At 39.6% G+C, this 15,331-nt stretch carries 16 protein-coding genes; 11 read left to right on the forward strand and 5 right to left on the reverse strand.

Annotation, left to right across the window (positions count from 1 at the left end; genetic code table 11):
• The 3 genes from ACOMA9_RS01855 to ACOMA9_RS01865 all read left to right on the forward strand — a co-directional run bounded on the left by ACOMA9_RS01855 (window position 1) and on the right by ACOMA9_RS01865 (window position 3,930).
• Complete coding sequence (locus ACOMA9_RS01855) at window positions 1-528, forward strand: GNAT family N-acetyltransferase (RefSeq protein ID WP_003029225.1); 528 nt, start codon at window positions 1-3, stop codon at window positions 526-528.
• A 123-nt stretch (window positions 529-651) separates the two neighbouring features.
• Complete coding sequence (pheT, locus tag ACOMA9_RS01860) at window positions 652-3,057, forward strand: phenylalanine--tRNA ligase subunit beta (protein WP_330944973.1); 2,406 nt, start codon at window positions 652-654, stop codon at window positions 3,055-3,057.
• A 90-nt stretch (window positions 3,058-3,147) separates the two neighbouring features.
• The gene (locus tag ACOMA9_RS01865) at window positions 3,148-3,930 is read left to right on the forward strand and encodes a nucleotidyltransferase domain-containing protein (RefSeq protein ID WP_270736818.1); all 783 of its coding nucleotides are present in this window, start codon (window positions 3,148-3,150) and stop codon (window positions 3,928-3,930) included.
• A 2-nt stretch (window positions 3,931-3,932) separates the two neighbouring features.
• Here ACOMA9_RS01865 and ACOMA9_RS01870 read toward each other — a convergent pair whose 3' ends face one another.
• From ACOMA9_RS01870 to gorA, 4 genes are all read right to left on the reverse strand, one after another.
• Window positions 3,933-4,124, reverse strand: coding sequence for a hypothetical protein (locus tag ACOMA9_RS01870; protein ID WP_151380390.1), 192 nt, complete (start codon window positions 4,122-4,124; stop codon window positions 3,933-3,935).
• A gap of 9 nt (window positions 4,125-4,133) precedes the next feature.
• On the reverse strand, window positions 4,134-4,607 hold the full coding sequence (locus tag ACOMA9_RS01875; protein ID WP_330944972.1) for a GNAT family N-acetyltransferase: 474 nt from the start codon (window positions 4,605-4,607) through the stop codon (window positions 4,134-4,136).
• A gap of 146 nt (window positions 4,608-4,753) precedes the next feature.
• The gene (locus ACOMA9_RS01880; RefSeq protein WP_126407279.1) at window positions 4,754-5,296 is read right to left on the reverse strand and encodes a biotin transporter BioY; all 543 of its coding nucleotides are present in this window, start codon (window positions 5,294-5,296) and stop codon (window positions 4,754-4,756) included.
• 643 nt (window positions 5,297-5,939) lie between these two features.
• Window positions 5,940-7,289 carry a glutathione-disulfide reductase gene (gorA, locus tag ACOMA9_RS01885; RefSeq protein ID WP_421424500.1) on the reverse strand — a complete coding sequence of 450 codons (1,350 nt, stop codon included), beginning with the start codon at window positions 7,287-7,289 and terminating at the stop codon, window positions 5,940-5,942.
• Between the two features lie 251 nt (window positions 7,290-7,540).
• Between gorA and ACOMA9_RS01890 the strand changes: the two genes are divergently transcribed.
• The 3 genes from ACOMA9_RS01890 to ACOMA9_RS01900 are packed head-to-tail and all read left to right on the forward strand — an operon-like array spanning window position 7,541 to window position 10,648.
• Window positions 7,541-8,695 carry an efflux RND transporter periplasmic adaptor subunit gene (locus ACOMA9_RS01890; protein ID WP_330944970.1) on the forward strand — a complete coding sequence of 385 codons (1,155 nt, stop codon included), beginning with the start codon at window positions 7,541-7,543 and terminating at the stop codon, window positions 8,693-8,695.
• Window positions 8,679-9,371: an ABC transporter ATP-binding protein gene (locus ACOMA9_RS01895; protein WP_204982688.1), complete on the forward strand. Its 693-nt coding sequence runs from the start codon at window positions 8,679-8,681 to the stop codon at window positions 9,369-9,371. The genes ACOMA9_RS01890 and ACOMA9_RS01895 overlap by 17 nt, the downstream gene beginning before the upstream one ends.
• Window positions 9,371-10,648: an ABC transporter permease gene (locus ACOMA9_RS01900; protein ID WP_126468071.1), complete on the forward strand. Its 1,278-nt coding sequence runs from the start codon at window positions 9,371-9,373 to the stop codon at window positions 10,646-10,648. Before ACOMA9_RS01895 ends, ACOMA9_RS01900 begins: the two co-directional genes overlap by 1 nt.
• Window positions 10,649-10,754: 106 nt before the next feature.
• On the opposite strand, the gene ACOMA9_RS01905 is transcribed toward ACOMA9_RS01900, so the two are convergent.
• On the reverse strand, window positions 10,755-10,925 hold the full coding sequence (locus tag ACOMA9_RS01905; protein ID WP_003024081.1) for a DUF3042 family protein: 171 nt from the start codon (window positions 10,923-10,925) through the stop codon (window positions 10,755-10,757).
• Window positions 10,926-11,002: 77 nt separating this feature from the next.
• On the opposite strand from ACOMA9_RS01905, the gene miaA reads away from it, so the two are divergent.
• From miaA to ACOMA9_RS01930, 5 genes are read left to right on the forward strand one after another with little or no spacing between them, the layout of a single operon-like run.
• Entirely contained in the window at window positions 11,003-11,887 is an 885-nt protein-coding gene (miaA, locus tag ACOMA9_RS01910) for a tRNA (adenosine(37)-N6)-dimethylallyltransferase MiaA (RefSeq protein WP_247905834.1), read from the forward strand.
• A complete protein-coding gene (gene hflX / locus ACOMA9_RS01915) occupies window positions 11,880-13,118 on the forward strand; it encodes a GTPase HflX (protein ID WP_330944969.1) in 1,239 nt (412 codons plus the stop codon). Before miaA ends, hflX begins: the two co-directional genes overlap by 8 nt.
• Window positions 13,111-13,740 carry a cystathionine beta-lyase gene (locus ACOMA9_RS01920; protein ID WP_330944968.1) on the forward strand — a complete coding sequence of 210 codons (630 nt, stop codon included), beginning with the start codon at window positions 13,111-13,113 and terminating at the stop codon, window positions 13,738-13,740. Before hflX ends, ACOMA9_RS01920 begins: the two co-directional genes overlap by 8 nt.
• Before the next feature lie 10 nt (window positions 13,741-13,750).
• Window positions 13,751-14,680, forward strand: a complete 930-nt coding sequence (gene rnz, locus ACOMA9_RS01925; RefSeq protein ID WP_003043038.1) for a ribonuclease Z — start codon at window positions 13,751-13,753, stop codon at window positions 14,678-14,680.
• A 35-nt stretch (window positions 14,681-14,715) separates the two neighbouring features.
• A complete protein-coding gene (locus ACOMA9_RS01930) occupies window positions 14,716-15,324 on the forward strand; it encodes a histidine phosphatase family protein (RefSeq protein WP_330944967.1) in 609 nt (202 codons plus the stop codon).
• Window positions 15,325-15,331 lie beyond the last annotated feature (7 nt).

The following is a 15,331-nucleotide window of genomic DNA, read 5'->3' on the forward strand; positions in this document are numbered from 1 at the left end:
ATGTTAGTAAAAGTAAAAGAAGGACAGGTTGAAGTTCTACGAGAACTGGAAGTGCAAACTTATCAAGAAACTTTCGGCCCTTATATCAAAGTGAAAGATATGCAAGATTATTTTACTCATGAACTCTCCCTTGAGCAGATTCAGAAGGATTTGGCGCAAGTAGAGTCGGAGACTTATTTTGCACTAGATGAGAAAGAAAAGATTGTTGGCTTTCTCAAATTTAACTGGGGGCAAGCACAGACTGAGCCAGTAGAATCAGAACACTCAATGGAGAATGCTTTTGAGGTTCATCGGATTTATGTTTTGAAACCTTATCAAGGACAGGGCTTTGGCAAGGAAATGTTTAATTTTGCCATGCAAGAAGCTACTAAACGAAAGTTTTCGTGGATTTGGCTAGGTGTTTGGGAAAAGAATTTCAAAGCGCAAAACTTTTACTTTAAATATGGTTTTGAACGTTTTAGTGAGCATGAGTATGCGACTGGTGAAACGGTTGATATTGACTGGCTCATTCGGAAAGAATTAAATTAAGCGAAAAAACACTTGGCTTGGGCACTTGTCCCAGCCTCAAAAAGAAAGGAAGTAATATGAGGCAAAATTTTTGAGCAGAAACAATAGTTCTCAAAGATTTCTATGCACTCATATAGATGAATTATGCTAGTAAGTTATAAATGGTTAAAAGAACTAGTTGATGTAGATGTGCTAAGTGAAGAATTAGCTGAAAAAATGTCAACGACAGGGATTGAAGTAGAAGGGGTCAGTTCTCCTGCTGAGGGATTGTCAAAAATTGTAGTTGGTGAAGTGATTAGCTGTGAAGATGTAGCTGAAACACATCTCCATGTCTGTCAAGTGAATGTTGGAGAAGAAGCGCTTCGACAAATCGTTTGCGGTGCTCCAAATATACGAGCAGGAATCAAGGTTATGGTAGCTCTTCCAGGAGCTCGTATTGCAGATAATTATAAGATTAAAAAAGGAAAAATCCGTGGTTTAGAATCCCTTGGAATGATTTGTTCTCTTGGAGAATTAGGCATTTCGGACTCGGTTGTTCCAAAAGAATTTTCCGATGGCATTCAAATCCTGCCAGAAGAAGCTGTGCCGGGGGATTCCGTTTTTCCTTACCTTGACTTAGATGATGAAATTATTGAGCTTTCTATCACACCGAACCGTGCAGATGCGCTTTCAATGCGTGGAGTAGCGTATGAGGTAGCAGCTATCTACGACAAGTCAGTTCATTTTAAAGATTTTCCGTTGTTAGAAGCACAAGAGCAAGCTGCAGAACAACTCTCTGTTGCGATTGAAACGGATAAGGCGCCTTTTTATGCAGCACGTATTTTGGAAAATGTAACCATTGCTCCAAGTCCGCAATGGCTTCAAAATCTGCTGATGAATGCAGGAATTCGTCCTATCAACAATGTAGTAGATGTGACAAATTATATTTTGCTTTACTTTGGTCAACCAATGCACGCCTTTGATTTAGATACTTTTAAGGGCAATCAAATTGTGGTGCGCGAAGCGCATGCGGGTGAAAAATTAGTAACTCTTGATGATGAAGAGCGCGAATTAGAAACGAGCGATCTTGTGATTGCAGTAGCAGATAAGCCAGTCGCTCTTGCTGGTGTCATGGGTGGAGCTGCAACGGAAATTTCTCCTCAATCAAGCCGTGTAGTGCTTGAAGCAGCAGTTTTTGACGGAACCTCCATTCGTAAAACGAGCGGGCGTCTCAATCTTCGTTCAGAATCATCTTCTCGTTTTGAAAAAGGAATTAACCTAGCGACAGTAACAGAAGCTCTAGATGCTGCGGCTAGTATGATTGCAGATCTTGCAGGTGCAACGGTACAAGCCGGTATCATCTCAGCAGGTCAAGTGGACACATCAGATGTTGAAGTTGTTTCAACATTGGCAGATGTCAATCGTGTACTTGGAACGGAATTAACTTATACAGATATTGAAGATGTTTTCCGCCGTCTTGGTTTTGGTCTTACTGGCAATGCAGAGGAATTCACAGTCAGCGTACCACGCCGTCGTTGGGACATTCATATTGAAGCAGACCTTTATGAGGAGATTGCGCGTATCTATGGTTATGATAAATTACCAGCAACCTTGCCTAAAGATGACGGAACAGCTGGTGAATTGACAGAAACCCAAAAACTCCGCCGCAAGGTTCGCACAGTAGCAGAAGGTGCTGGTCTGACAGAAGTTATCACCTATGCTTTGACCACTCCTGAAAAAGCTGTGCAATTCAGCACCAACCCAAGTAACTTGACAGAGTTAATGTGGCCTATGACAGTAGATCGTAGTGTCCTTCGTCAAAATATGGTAGCTGGCATTTTGGATACCGTTGCCTATAATGTAGCACGTAAAAATAAGGACTTGGCTCTGTATGAAATCGGAAAAGTCTTCGAGCAAAAGGGGAATCCACAGGAAGAATTGCCGACTGAAATTAACAGCTTTGCCTTTGCTTTGACAGGTTTGGTTACTGAAAAGGATTTTCAAACATCTGCTATACCAGTTGATTTCTTTTATGTAAAAGGAATTTTAGAGGCACTTTTTGACCGTCTGGGTCTAAAAGTAGAGTACACAGCGACGCAAGCATTAACTAGTATGCATCCAGGTCGTACAGCGACTATTTCACTAGACGGACAAGTCATTGGGTTTGTCGGTCAAGTTCATCCAGTAGTTGTTAAAGCCTATAATATTCCAGAAACTTATGTAGCAGAAGTCAGCTTGACAGCGGTTGAACAAGCAATTCAACCAGCAAAACCATTTGTAGAAGTTACTAAATTTCCAGCTGTAACACGTGATATTGCTTTGCTTCTTAAAGCAGAAATCAGTCACAAAGAAGTCGTTGAAGCTATTGAAGCTGCTCGTGTGAAGCGTTTGACAGATATTAAATTGTTTGATGTCTTCTCAGGTGAAAAACTTGGGCTTGGTATGAAGTCCATGGCTTACACTTTGACTTTCCAAAATCCAGAGGATACGCTAGAAGATGAGGAAGTAGCTCGCTATATGGAAAAAATCCAAAAGTCTCTTGAAGAAATGCTTGGTGCAGAAGTGCGATAAGACGTGAAAAGCTCCTAAATTGAAGTTTAGGAGTTTTTTCTTGTAACAATATAATGTATAATAAGGAAAAGTTTTATATCGGAGGAGAAAATGACAGTTTTTACACAACTTTGGAAAGCATTTTCCAATTTACCAGAAGTGACAGCGATTGCTTTAGGAGGCTCTCGTAGCGGAGAAACTTATGATGAGACTTCGGACTATGATTTATATATTTACTGCACGAGCATTCCAGATGAAGACAGTCGGAAGTTGATTTTGACCCAATATTGTTCTTATATAGAAATAAGCAATCAATTTTGGGAATTGGAAGACGACTGTACCTTAAATAATGGTATTGATATTGATATTCTTTATCGGAACATTCGTGATTTTGCGATAGATATTGAAAATGTTGTCGAAAAGTGCCGAGCAGGAAATGGCTACACCACCTGCTTCTGGCACAATTTAAAAACCTGCAAGATTCTTTATGATGCTAATGGAGAGTTAGGAAAATTGAAAAAACGGTTTGACGTTCCTTTTCCTCCGAAATTAAAAGACAATATCATTTCACGAAATTTTAATTTGTTAACCGGACATTTGCCGTCCTACGATACGCAGATTTTAAAAGCAGCAAAACGAAAAGACCTTGTCAGTGTCAATCACCGTATTGCAGCCTTTTTAGAATCTTATTTTGACATTATTTTTGCAGTTAATGAATTGACCCACCCCGGTGAAAAGAGAATGATGTCGTATGCAGCAGCGCATGCGAACCTTCTTCCTAATCAATTTGAGCAGTCTTTAAATACTTTACTAATGAGCATTACTGCTAGCCCTGAAATTCTTGAAAAAGAATTAAGAGAAATAATTGTAAATTTAGAGGGAATTTTATCATAAAATCAGCTGGAATTGAGTATAAAAAAACGGCTTAAACCGTTTTTTGTATTTAGTAGATTTTTCTTGAAATCATTATAAAAAGCTCCTTTAGTAGTTTCTTCTGCAGAGAGAGTCAAAAATATTTTGGGCAGTCCTATTGTTTGGTTGTGGCTAGTCATGTTTTTCGTATTGCAGTTGTTTTCTCTCTTACTCATGCACTTTTCCTATTTCTTTAAAATTTTTTCCATGATTGTTTGTTGGGGCTTTAGATCTAAACGTTCAAAAAAGCGCAAGGCAGCGACATTATCATTCCATACATCAAGGGTTAAGTTGTAACAGCCAATTTCTTGGGCAAATTCTTCTGCAAAATGGCAGAGCTGCTCACCAATTTTTTGACCACGAGCATTTTCATCAACGCAAAGGTCTTCAATAAAAAGCGTTTTGATAGGTGTTTGTGCGAGACTTTGTGGTTCTTTAATGATGCAAAAGAGATGACCTAAAATTTTTCCTTCTTCATTTTCAAAGACAAAGATTGGTGTATTTTCCTGAGACATCAGTGTTTTCAACTCTTCATCGTTGAATTTGCGACCACTCTCTTGGAAAATGTCTGGTCGGACGTTGTGATGAACAAGCAAGATTTGCTCTAAGAGATTATTGAGTGCTGGAATATCGCTTGGGACTGCTTTTCTAATAGGCATGGTGAACTCCTTTTGTGACCACCGGTCATTTTTATATAAAATATTATATGACTATCAGTTATTTTTGTTAAGAACAAAATGCAAAAAGTTTTTGAGTCATATAAAAATAATGCTATGAGCGAGTTTTAAGACTGTTTGTAAAATATTTATTTTATTAGCTTAAAGTAAGGATGGTTTTTTAAATTTTTAAAAATAGGAATAGTAACAAGACTAATTACGATGAGTTTTATGAAATCTGGTAGGATAAAAGGAATAATTCCAACAGTGATAGCTTTATCTAAGCTAAATCTTGCTAATAACATTAAACCAAGAACACCGCCGACAAAAACAAAAGCATCTCCGAGTAGATTTGATAAAAATATCGTCAAAAAGCTACTATTTTTGGAAGTTAGACTAGCTGTTACTAGGGCGTAGAACAAATAAAACCAGAGATAACCTGCATTTGGACCAACAAGTGCTTGAAATCCACCGTTTCCTCCTGCAAAGACAGGCAGACCGATAGCGCCTAAGAGAAGATAAAGAGCGACCGCTAATAGAGCTTCTTTTCGATGAAAAATAGTAGCCACTAAGCCAATTGCCATATTTTGCAGAGCAAAAGGTACCGGACCGATAGGAATGGTAATTTGAGCAAAAACGGCTATCAAAGCTGCGCCAATTGCTGGCAAAATAAGTGTAAATGATTTTTTCATAATTGTAACCCTTTATTTTGTAATATGGTAACTATTATAAAATAAATAAGAAAAATGTCAAGGGTTAAATAAAAAGGTGAAAGACTGAATTTACCTTTTTGTCAAAATGGTTACTTTTTCCGCGATATTGCTTTTCTTTTATTTTTACTGCGAAGGAATAATATCAAAAATGCAATTAGTCCAAAGACATTTAAGAAAATAAGTAGGATGGTTATCAGAATTGTTTTTATCTTTTGCATAAAAGCACCTCCTCGTAAAATAGCTTTGAGATTATCATAACAAAATTTACATCTTTATCAACTAAAAAATCAAAGTAAAAAGGAAAGGCTAGGCAAAAAGTGTCCCAGCTTCTATCAGATTTAGTAATAAACGAATAACGCAGTGGGTGATTGGGCTCTTCATTCGCTTTTCAAGACCGGAAGAGCACCTAATCACCCTTGCGGGGGTGGGACTACGAACTAAAAATTTTCGATTTTTAGTTCTGTCCCACTCCCTAGCGGATAAAATGAAAGAATAAGTTATGGAATGAGAAGAAGTTATCGTGTAAACTAAAATAGTCAGAGACGTTGGCAGCCATTCTGACTATTGAGATAAAATTGGAAAAACTCTGGGAGGAAGATATTTATGAGAAGCGTCTCTACGATTAACGCATGGTGACAAATTCTTCTGATCCGGTTGGGTGAATGGCAACAGTCGCATCAAAATCTGCTTTGGTAGCTCCCATTTTAATAGCAACGGCAAAACCTTGAATCATCTCATCAACGCCGTAGCCAATAGCGTGGAGACCAATGACTTTCTCATCTGGTCCAGTTGTAATGAGTTTGAACTTAGCTTGTTGTCGGTGTTGGGTGACAGCTGAATACATGGAAGCAAAGTTAGAAGTGTAAATATGGATATTTTCTGTTCCATATTGTTGGATTGCTTGCTCTTCGGTCAAGCCAACGGTTCCAATCGCTGGATGAGAGAAGACAACAGTTGGAATATTAGAATAATCCATTTTAGCTTCAATTTTTCCATTAAATAAGCGTTCGGCTAAGGTACGACCTGCTTTGATAGCAACAGGGGTTAATTCTTTTTCGCCTGTAACATCTCCTAGAGCATAAATACCCGGTGTTGCTGTATTTTGAAATTCGTCAACTGCTATAAAGCCACGAGAATTTAGGGTAACACCAGCCGCCTCTAAATTCAACCCTTTGGTGTTTGCAGTTCGCCCAGTTGCCCAGATGACGTGTTGAGCGGTGTGGCTCGTTCCGTCCTCGAAGGTAATGCGAATCGCTCCGTTTCCAAGTTTTTCAAGCTTTTCTGGTATTTTGTGAGTATGTAGAGTAGGACCTGATTTCTTCATTTCTTCCACAAGACCATCAATGATATAAGAATCAAAGTTGCGGAGAGGACGATCTCGACGAACGAAAAGGTCTGTTTTTACACCCAGAGCATGAAGAAGTACAGCTAGTTCAACTGCGATATAGCCGGCACCAAGAATGGCAACGGATTGAGGGAGTTCTTCCCATGCAAAAACATCGTCAGAGGTTTCACCGAATTCTGCTCCAGATACTGCTGGAATATGAGGGTGAGCACCAGTTGCGATGACAATGTGCTTGGCTTGGATAAGCTCGCCGTTGACTTCAACTGTATGGCGGTCTATGAATTTGGCGCGACCTTCAATCAGCTCAACGCCATTTCGATTGAAACTAGTATTGTAAGAATTGCGGGCACGATCAATATAGGCTTCGCGATTCTTCCGAAGCGTCTTAAAGTCAAACTGCTGATTATCCGAAGTAAAACCATAGTCTGGTCCATAATCGCGAATGGCTTCGGCAATCTGGGCGCCATACCACATGATTTTTTTAGGAACACAGCCGACGTTGACACAGGTGCCTCCTAATTTCTTTTCTTCAATAACGGCAGCTTTTGCACCGTGTTCTCCAGCACGATTCATGGTCGCAATTCCTCCGCTACCGCCCCCAATAGCAATGATGTCAAATGTTCTCATACGAGTCTCCTTTTATCTATAGTATGAAATCATTGTAACGTTTTTGGAAAATGATTGCAAAAATCTGCTACAAAAATTGATAAAAGGCTTGATTATTCAATTGTATTATATATTTAATACAATATGAAATAACTAGAAAGAAGGTAGACGGATGTTAAAAGAGTAAAGGATTTCTTATAGATGCTATCTTATTTTTAATCGTATGTGTTATAATATAAAAAATAGACCGTTTTCATCAGGAGGAGAAAGAGATGAAAAAATTGAAAAAGTGGCAGTTGTACAGCTTGATTGGTGTAACTGTAGTTGTCGTTTTAGGAGCGATAGGTACGATGTTATTGTTTAATGGTAATAGTACTGCTGATAAAGATAAAGAAGAAACGATTCAAGTGCAGAAAGCAAAAGAAGGGTCAGTTGCTTCATCTGCTTTGCTGTCAGGAAATGTTGCGGCTAACAATGAGCAATATGTCTACTATGACGGGACAAAGGGCGATTTGGATAATGTTCTTGTAAATGTTGGAGATCAAGTTACAGCCGGACAAACCTTAGTTCAATACAAGAGTGTTGAAGCACAAGCTACATATGATACTGCTGTTCGTGCTTTAAACAAGATTGATCGCCAAATTTATGATTTGAAAACGTATGGAACAACTGTTGATGTGACGGGTGATGCGGCTACAGATGATAAAACAACTGCGTCTGCACAACGTTCGGTGGATTCTCAATTAAACGATTTGCAGGACAGTCGCGCAGATGCTGTGGACAATGTCAATAAAGCACAGGCACTACTAGATGCAACGACTGTCACCAGTACAAATAATGGAACTGTAGTAGAAGTCAATCGTGATGTTTCTAAGTCTACGACAGGTACTAATCAAACACTCGTTCATATTGTCAATAACGGCAACCTTCAAGTAAAGGGAGAGCTATCAGAGTATAATCTAGCAAATCTTTCAGTCGGGCAAGAAGTGACGATTACGTCCAAGGTCTATCCAGATAAGAAATGGACTGGGAAAATCAGCTATATCTCAAATTATCCAAAAGACAGTCAAAATGCAGCGGCAGCTGGTGCAGGCACTGCAAATTCAGGAGCAAAATACCCTTATACAGTAGATATTACAAGCGAAATTGGTGATTTGAAGCAAGGATTTTCCGTCAATGTTGAAGTAAAAAACAATACAAGAGGGATTTTAGTGCCGGTCAGCAGTGTTGTTTCTGAAAATAATAAAAACTATGTTTGGACATTAGAAAAAGGAACTGCAAAAAAAGTGCAAGTAACACTGGGAAATGCAGATGCTAAAAATCAAGAAATCTCATCTGGTTTGACAAAAGATAGTAAAGTTATCACCAATCCAACAGATAGCTTGAAAGACGGTCAAGAGGTGAAATCGTATGAAGAAACTCATTGATTTAAAAAATGTTAGCAAAAGTTACCGCAACGGAGATCAAGAGCTTCAAGTTTTGAAAAATGTTCATTTAGAAGTTGAAGAAGGTGAGTTTGTTGCGATTATGGGACCTTCTGGCTCAGGAAAGTCAACCTTGATGAATATCATTGGTATGCTGGATCGGCCAACGAGTGGCGAATATTACTTGGAAGGTGAAGAAGTTGCCAAGCTCAGTGAGAAAAAGCTAGCCAAAGTGCGTAATCAGCAGATTGGTTTCGTTTTCCAACAATTCTTCCTCTTGTCAAAATTAAATGCTCTTCAAAATGTAGAACTTCCTTTGATTTATGCAGGGGTTTCTCAATCCAAACGGAAAGCTTTAGCAGAGCAATATCTTAAAAAAGTTGAGTTGGAAAAGCGGATGCACCATTTGCCGTCAGAACTTTCTGGTGGTCAAAAGCAGCGGGTGGCTATTGCGCGTGCCTTGGTCAATCATCCCTCCATTATCTTAGCAGATGAGCCGACGGGAGCCTTGGATACCAAGACGGGTGAGCAAATTATGGAATTGCTGACGGAGCTAAATCGTGAAGGAAAAACCATTATCATGGTCACTCATGAGCCTGAGATTGCAGCCTTTGCAAAACGACAAATCGTTATTCGAGACGGTGTCATCTCATCAGACAGTAAGAAAGGAGAAGCATGATGCAGAATTGGAAATTTGCAATCAACTCCATTATGGGGCATAAAATGCGCTCTTTCTTAACGATGTTGGGCATTATCATTGGTGTTATGTCTGTTGTGGTTATTGTGGCTCTAGGAAGTGGTATGTCCAATGCCTTCACAGATGTTTTGGGTGGTGCCCAGCAAGATGTTTCCTTATTTTACTCACACAAGAGAAGTAAAAACGGTGATGGTGTTATGACGTATCAAGAGATGCGTGACGATGCTGAAAGTGGAAATGGTGATGAGACAGTTTCGACAGAAGAAGAGCCTCGAATCCAAGAAGTTTGGGTCAAGCAAGCGGTTAATGATATTAGCGGAATTGACAATTATTATGTTACAAATAACACAACCGCTACAGTAAATTATGGTAAGAAAAAGGCGGATAATATTCCTATAACAGGTATCAATTCCACTTACTTTACGGTAAAGAAATACCAAATCGTTGCAGGACGGACATTGAAATCAAATGATTATCAAACATTTGCAAGAGTTGTATTACTGGATACGAAACTAGCTGATATTCTTTTTGGAGGTGCAGATAAGGCGCTCAATCAGATTGTCCAGCTGGGATCTAATAATTACCGTGTGATTGGGGTTTATAAAGATCCGAATGAAACGCGAAATCGCTTAGCCAATATGAACAACGGAAATTTATTAATGGCTAACACTCAGTTGGCAGCTGAATACAATGTTGCTGAGATTATGAATGTCGTGGTACATGTTAAAAAATTAGATGATGTGTTGAAAGACGGAAGTGCAGCTGCGCGCTTGATGACAAAATTGTCTGGTGTAAGAGAAGGCGAGTACCAGATGTTTGATCAAGCCAGTCAATTGGCTGCTATCCAAAGTCAGGTTGCCATTGTGCAAGTGGTTTTTGGAGCGATTGCCGGGATAGCACTTCTCGTTGGTGGTATCGGTGTTATGAATATTATGCTTGTATCAGTGACAGAACGAACCCGTGAAATCGGTCTTCGAAAAGCCCTTGGAGCAACCCGTGGCAATATCTTGATGCAATTTGTCATTGAGTCAATGGTGTTGACAGCGATTGGCGGTTTGATTGGGCTTGCTTTAGCAGCTCTTATCGTGGCATCTATCGGTCATAGTTTGGATGCATTTTTCGGAGCTCCACCTACCATTACGACTGTGTCTGCTGTCGGAAGTGTGCTTTTTTCTGCAACTATCGGAATTGTTTTCGGTATTTTGCCAGCTAATAAGGCTTCTAAATTGGATCCAATCGAATCCTTGCGTTATGAATAAAAAACTGACCGTTGCAGTATGAGAAAAAACGTGTAAAAAAACTCCAACAGATACTCATTTTTCTAGTGAGTTATCTATTGGAGTTTTTATATGAAATGAATGGTTTTTAGTGTGATACACGTTTGCGAGCTGCTTTTTTACGGTTTTCTTCGATGAAAGCTGCTTTCTTTTCTTCAGGTTCAATCACTTTTTTCTTGAATGTATAAACTGCACCTGCAACAGCAGCAACAGTGCCAGCTACGCCAGTTACAACACCTTTAACAAATCCTTTAGCCATGAGATTTCTCCTTTTCTGAACTTTATTTATGTTATAATATATAGTAACGAAAAATTAAATTTTTTTCAAGGGAAAAGATGAAAACCAAGATAATTGTAATTGTAGGACCAACTGCTGTCGGAAAAACGGCTCTCAGTATAAACCTCGCAAAACGTTTCAATGGTGAGATTATTAGCGGTGATAGTCAGCAAGTGTATAGAAAACTAAACATCGGAACGGCTAAAGTCACTCCAGGTGAGCAGGAGGGGATTCCTCATTATTTGATAGATGTTCGGGAAGTGACCGAGTCTTATTCAGCCTTTGACTTTGTAAAAGAAGCCGAGGCTGCTGTTGAGATGATTGTAGCAAAAGGGAAACTGCCGATTATTGCAGGCGGAACGGGGCTTTACATTCAAAGTTTGCTGGAGGGCTATCATCTGGGCGGTTTAGCTTCTCATGAAGAGATTTTAGCTTATCGAGCCGAACTAGATACCTTGGCTGATGAGGAATTATTTGGCAAAATAGCAGAGCTGGGATTGGAAATTCCCCAGATTAACCGCAGGCGGGCTATGCGAGCGCTGGAAATTGCTCATTTGGGGAATGAACTTGAAAACAAACAGCCTGACTATGAAGCCCTGCTGATTTGTCTGGACGATGACCGAGAAGTTCTCTATGAGCGTATCAATCAGCGAGTGGATCTAATGCTAAAGGCTGGACTTTTAGAAGAGGCGAAGTGGCTTTATGACAACTATCCACATGTCCAAGCCAGCAAAGGAATTGGCTACAAGGAACTTTTCCCCTACTTTGCTGGGGAGTTGACCTTAGAGGAAGCTATCAATAAACTTAAACAAAATACTCGCCGCTTTGCTAAACGTCAGCTAACTTGGTTCAGAAATCGCATGAATGCTACTTTTTATCAGGTTTCAGAGCCGAATGTCAAAGAGCGGATTATGCAGGATATAGAGGAATTTTTGAATGATTGAAACAGAAAAACAGCAGGAACGAGTGATCCTCATCGGAGTAGAATTGCAGGGAATAGAAAACTTCTCTATGTCTATGGAAGAATTAGCCAGTTTAGCCAAGACTGCTGGCGCTCAGGTAGTTTCCTCTTACACTCAGAAACGAGAGAAGTATGACAGCAAGACTTTTGTTGGTGCTGGAAAATTAGAAGAAATCAAACATATGGTAGAAGCAGATGAAATTTCCACCGTTATTGTCAATAATAGTCTGACACCTCGCCAGAATATCAATTTGGAAGAAATTTTAGGGGTTAAGGTTATTGACCGCATGCAATTGATTTTGGATATTTTTGCTATGCGAGCTAGAAGTCATGAAGGAAAACTTCAAGTTCACTTGGCTCAACTCAAATATCTCTTGCCTCGCTTGGTCGGGCAGGGGATTATGCTCAGCCGTCAGGCTGGGGGAATTGGTTCCCGCGGTCCTGGTGAAAGTCAGTTGGAACTCAATCGTCGTAGTGTTCGCAATCAGATTCATGATATTGAGCGCCAACTCAAAATTGTAGAGAAAAACCGCGCAACTGTACGGGAGAAACGTCTGGACTCTAGTGTTTTTAAAATCGGTCTGATTGGTTATACCAATGCTGGGAAGTCTACCATAATGAATGTCTTGACGAACAAGAGCCAATATGAGGCGGACGAACTTTTTGCTACTTTGGATGCGACAACCAAAAGTGTCAATCTGACAGGCAGACTCAATGTGACATTGACAGATACAGTTGGTTTTATTCAGGATTTGCCGACGGAATTGGTATCTAGCTTCAAGTCTACTCTAGAAGAGAGCAAAAATGTGGATCTTTTGGTTCATGTGATTGACGCCAGTGACCCTAATCACGAAGAACATGAAAAAACGGTCTTGGCGATTATGAAGGACTTGGATATGTTAGACATTCCTCGCTTGACCCTCTATAATAAAGCGGACAAAGCAGAGAACTTTACTCCAACTTTAACTCCCTATGTCCTGATTTCGGCGAAAAAGGAAAATAGCAGAGCAGTCTTGCAGGAGACCCTGCTGAATAAGATGAGAGAACTCTTTGTCCCTTTTCGTATCAAGGTTAGCCCTAGCAAGGCTTATAAGTTACATGAATTAGAAAGCCTAGCAATCATTGATAAGAGAGAATATCTGGAAGAAAGTGAAACAATTTCTGGCTACATAGCAGAAAAGAATAAATGGAGACTAGAAGAATTTTATGACTGATTATATCAATTTAGCACTTAAATATGGCGGTTTTACGAGCTTAGACCGTGTTTATCTAGGAAAGGTTTTGGACAGGTTGTCTGATTCGCAAAAAATGACTTTTATCACACCACCGCCTAGCGTTATCAATGCGTATTTTTCGGAACTCTATCAAAAAAAGAGTCCGGAAGCTGCAACGGATTATTTTTTAGAATTAAGTAAAGAATTGGCTCTTTTTAACGACCACCCTAGCTTTGATGAGGAAAAACCTTTTATCCGCCTGAATCTTTCAGGTAAGTCTTATGGTTTCTGCTTTGAAAACGAAGATGGGATTGGTTTGATTTTTCCAGAACGTCCAGAGGTAATTCAGTCTGATCTGCTTTTTGAAATTGCTCAGATTTTTCCTCACTATTTGGTTTATGAAGAAGAAAATGTCATTCGGATGATGCCAGCTATTTCTGAAGAAGTAGTGCAAAAGCAGCCGCTCTCTGCTCTGACAGATCTTTATAAGCTAGCAGATGGTCGCCTGAAACTGGAAGGGTACAATCAGGAAGAGCTAATCCAGTTGGCTCAAGACTATTCTGGTCAGCTTTACTATCGCTCGCAGAATCGCTCTGCTATGATTTATATTAAAGAAAAATAGAGAGAATAATATGCAACTACAATTTTTAGGTACAGGAGCAGGTCAGCCGTCTAAGGCTCGCAATGTATCCAGTCTGGTTTTGAAATTATTGGATGAAATCAACGAAATCTGGATGTTTGATTGCGGTGAAGGAACCCAGAATCGTATTTTAGAGACAACGATTCGCCCTAGAAAGATTAGAAAGATTTTTATCACCCATTTGCATGGGGATCATATTTTTGGTCTGCCGGGTTTTCTCTCCAGTCGAGCATTTCAAGCCAATGAAGAGCAAACTGATATTGAAATCTATGGACCAGTTGGCATCAAAAGTTTTGTCATGACAAGTCTGCGTGTGTCAGGGTCTCGTCTGCCTTATCGGATTCATTTTCATGAGTTTGACGAAAAAAGCTTAGGGAAAATTTTGGAAACTGACAAATTTACAGTTTATGCCGAGAAGCTAGACCACAGTATTTTTTGTGTGGGTTATCGCATTATGCAGAAAGACTTAGAGGGAACCTTGGATGCCGAGAAGTTAAAAGCTGCGGGGCTTCCTTTTGGGCCTCTCTTTGGTAAGGTAAAAAATGGAGAGGATGTAGTGCTAGAAGACGGAACAAAGATTATAGCAGCGGATTACATTTCAGCTCCACGACCTGGGAAAATTATCACTATTCTAGGTGATACGCGTAAAACGAATGCTAGCGTGCGACTGGCTGTCAATGCAGATGTTTTGGTGCACGAGTCTACTTATGGTAAAGGGGACGAAAAAATTGCTAAAAATCACGGGCATTCTACTAATATGCAGGCAGCAGAAATTGCTAGAGAAGCTGGTGTCAAGCGCCTCCTTCTCAATCATATTAGCGCACGCTTTCTATCAAAAGATATAGGTCAAATGCGCAGAGATGCCAGTTCCATTTTTAAAAATGTTCACTTAGTCAAGGATTTAGAAGAAGTAGAACTATGAAATTTTAGCGAGAATCAGCTAGAGGAAAGGAATTCATGAATCTATTATTTGTCAGACATGGGAAAGATTCTGATCAACACAGAGGTGGCTGGAGTCAGCTCGATTTGCTTCCTGAGGGAAAAAGGGAAGCAAAAATGTTAGCGGATTACTTAGAGCGACACAAAGAAAACTACCATTTTAAGAAAATTATTACGAGTGATTTAAAAAGAGCTGAGACAACTGCAATAATTTTAGCAAAGAAACTTCAGCTACCGTTGGAAAAAGAAAGCAACTTACGAGAAACGAATAATGGTGACTTGGCAGGAATGTTAAATAGCGAGGCTGATCAAAAATTTCCTCATCTTTATTTTAGAAGTCTTGCGATGGACGAGCATTATCCAAATGGAGAAAGTCCGAGAGAATTTTATCAACGGATAAAAACTTGGTTTCAACGCTTCTTGCAGGAAAATGACGATTCAGATGAGACACAAATTGTGGTCACACACGGTGGAGTGATCAACATTATCTATCATTTAGTGAACCAGATAGAATGGACGAATAAAAGCAATCTATTCCACGTCAAACATTGTAGCATTAGTCTATTGAATACAAAAACGCTTGTTTTTGAGGTTGAAAACCAAACGGATTTTTTAGAAGAAAAATAAGGAGAAC

Origin of the sequence: Streptococcus atopicus (assembly GCF_049166725.1) — a bacterium.
In the GTDB taxonomy this organism is placed as follows: domain Bacteria; phylum Bacillota; class Bacilli; order Lactobacillales; family Streptococcaceae; genus Streptococcus; species Streptococcus hominis.

Coding starts and splice junctions, on each gene's coding strand:
- ACOMA9_RS01855 (WP_003029225.1), top strand. CDS start 1: ATGTTAGTAAAAGTAAAAGAAGGACAGGTTGAAGTTCTACGAGAACTG.
- pheT (WP_330944973.1), top strand. CDS start 652: ATGCTAGTAAGTTATAAATGGTTAAAAGAACTAGTTGATGTAGATGTG.
- ACOMA9_RS01865 (WP_270736818.1), top strand. CDS start 3,148: ATGACAGTTTTTACACAACTTTGGAAAGCATTTTCCAATTTACCAGAA.
- ACOMA9_RS01870 (WP_151380390.1), bottom strand. CDS start 4,124: ATGAGTAAGAGAGAAAACAACTGCAATACGAAAAACATGACTAGCCAC.
- ACOMA9_RS01875 (WP_330944972.1), bottom strand. CDS start 4,607: ATGCCTATTAGAAAAGCAGTCCCAAGCGATATTCCAGCACTCAATAAT.
- ACOMA9_RS01880 (WP_126407279.1), bottom strand. CDS start 5,296: ATGAAAAAATCATTTACACTTATTTTGCCAGCAATTGGCGCAGCTTTG.
- gorA (WP_421424500.1), bottom strand. CDS start 7,289: ATGAGAACATTTGACATCATTGCTATTGGGGGCGGTAGCGGAGGAATT.
- ACOMA9_RS01890 (WP_330944970.1), top strand. CDS start 7,541: ATGAAAAAATTGAAAAAGTGGCAGTTGTACAGCTTGATTGGTGTAACT.
- ACOMA9_RS01895 (WP_204982688.1), top strand. CDS start 8,679: ATGAAGAAACTCATTGATTTAAAAAATGTTAGCAAAAGTTACCGCAAC.
- ACOMA9_RS01900 (WP_126468071.1), top strand. CDS start 9,371: ATGCAGAATTGGAAATTTGCAATCAACTCCATTATGGGGCATAAAATG.
- ACOMA9_RS01905 (WP_003024081.1), bottom strand. CDS start 10,925: ATGGCTAAAGGATTTGTTAAAGGTGTTGTAACTGGCGTAGCTGGCACT.
- miaA (WP_247905834.1), top strand. CDS start 11,003: ATGAAAACCAAGATAATTGTAATTGTAGGACCAACTGCTGTCGGAAAA.
- hflX (WP_330944969.1), top strand. CDS start 11,880: ATGATTGAAACAGAAAAACAGCAGGAACGAGTGATCCTCATCGGAGTA.
- ACOMA9_RS01920 (WP_330944968.1), top strand. CDS start 13,111: ATGACTGATTATATCAATTTAGCACTTAAATATGGCGGTTTTACGAGC.
- rnz (WP_003043038.1), top strand. CDS start 13,751: ATGCAACTACAATTTTTAGGTACAGGAGCAGGTCAGCCGTCTAAGGCT.
- ACOMA9_RS01930 (WP_330944967.1), top strand. CDS start 14,716: ATGAATCTATTATTTGTCAGACATGGGAAAGATTCTGATCAACACAGA.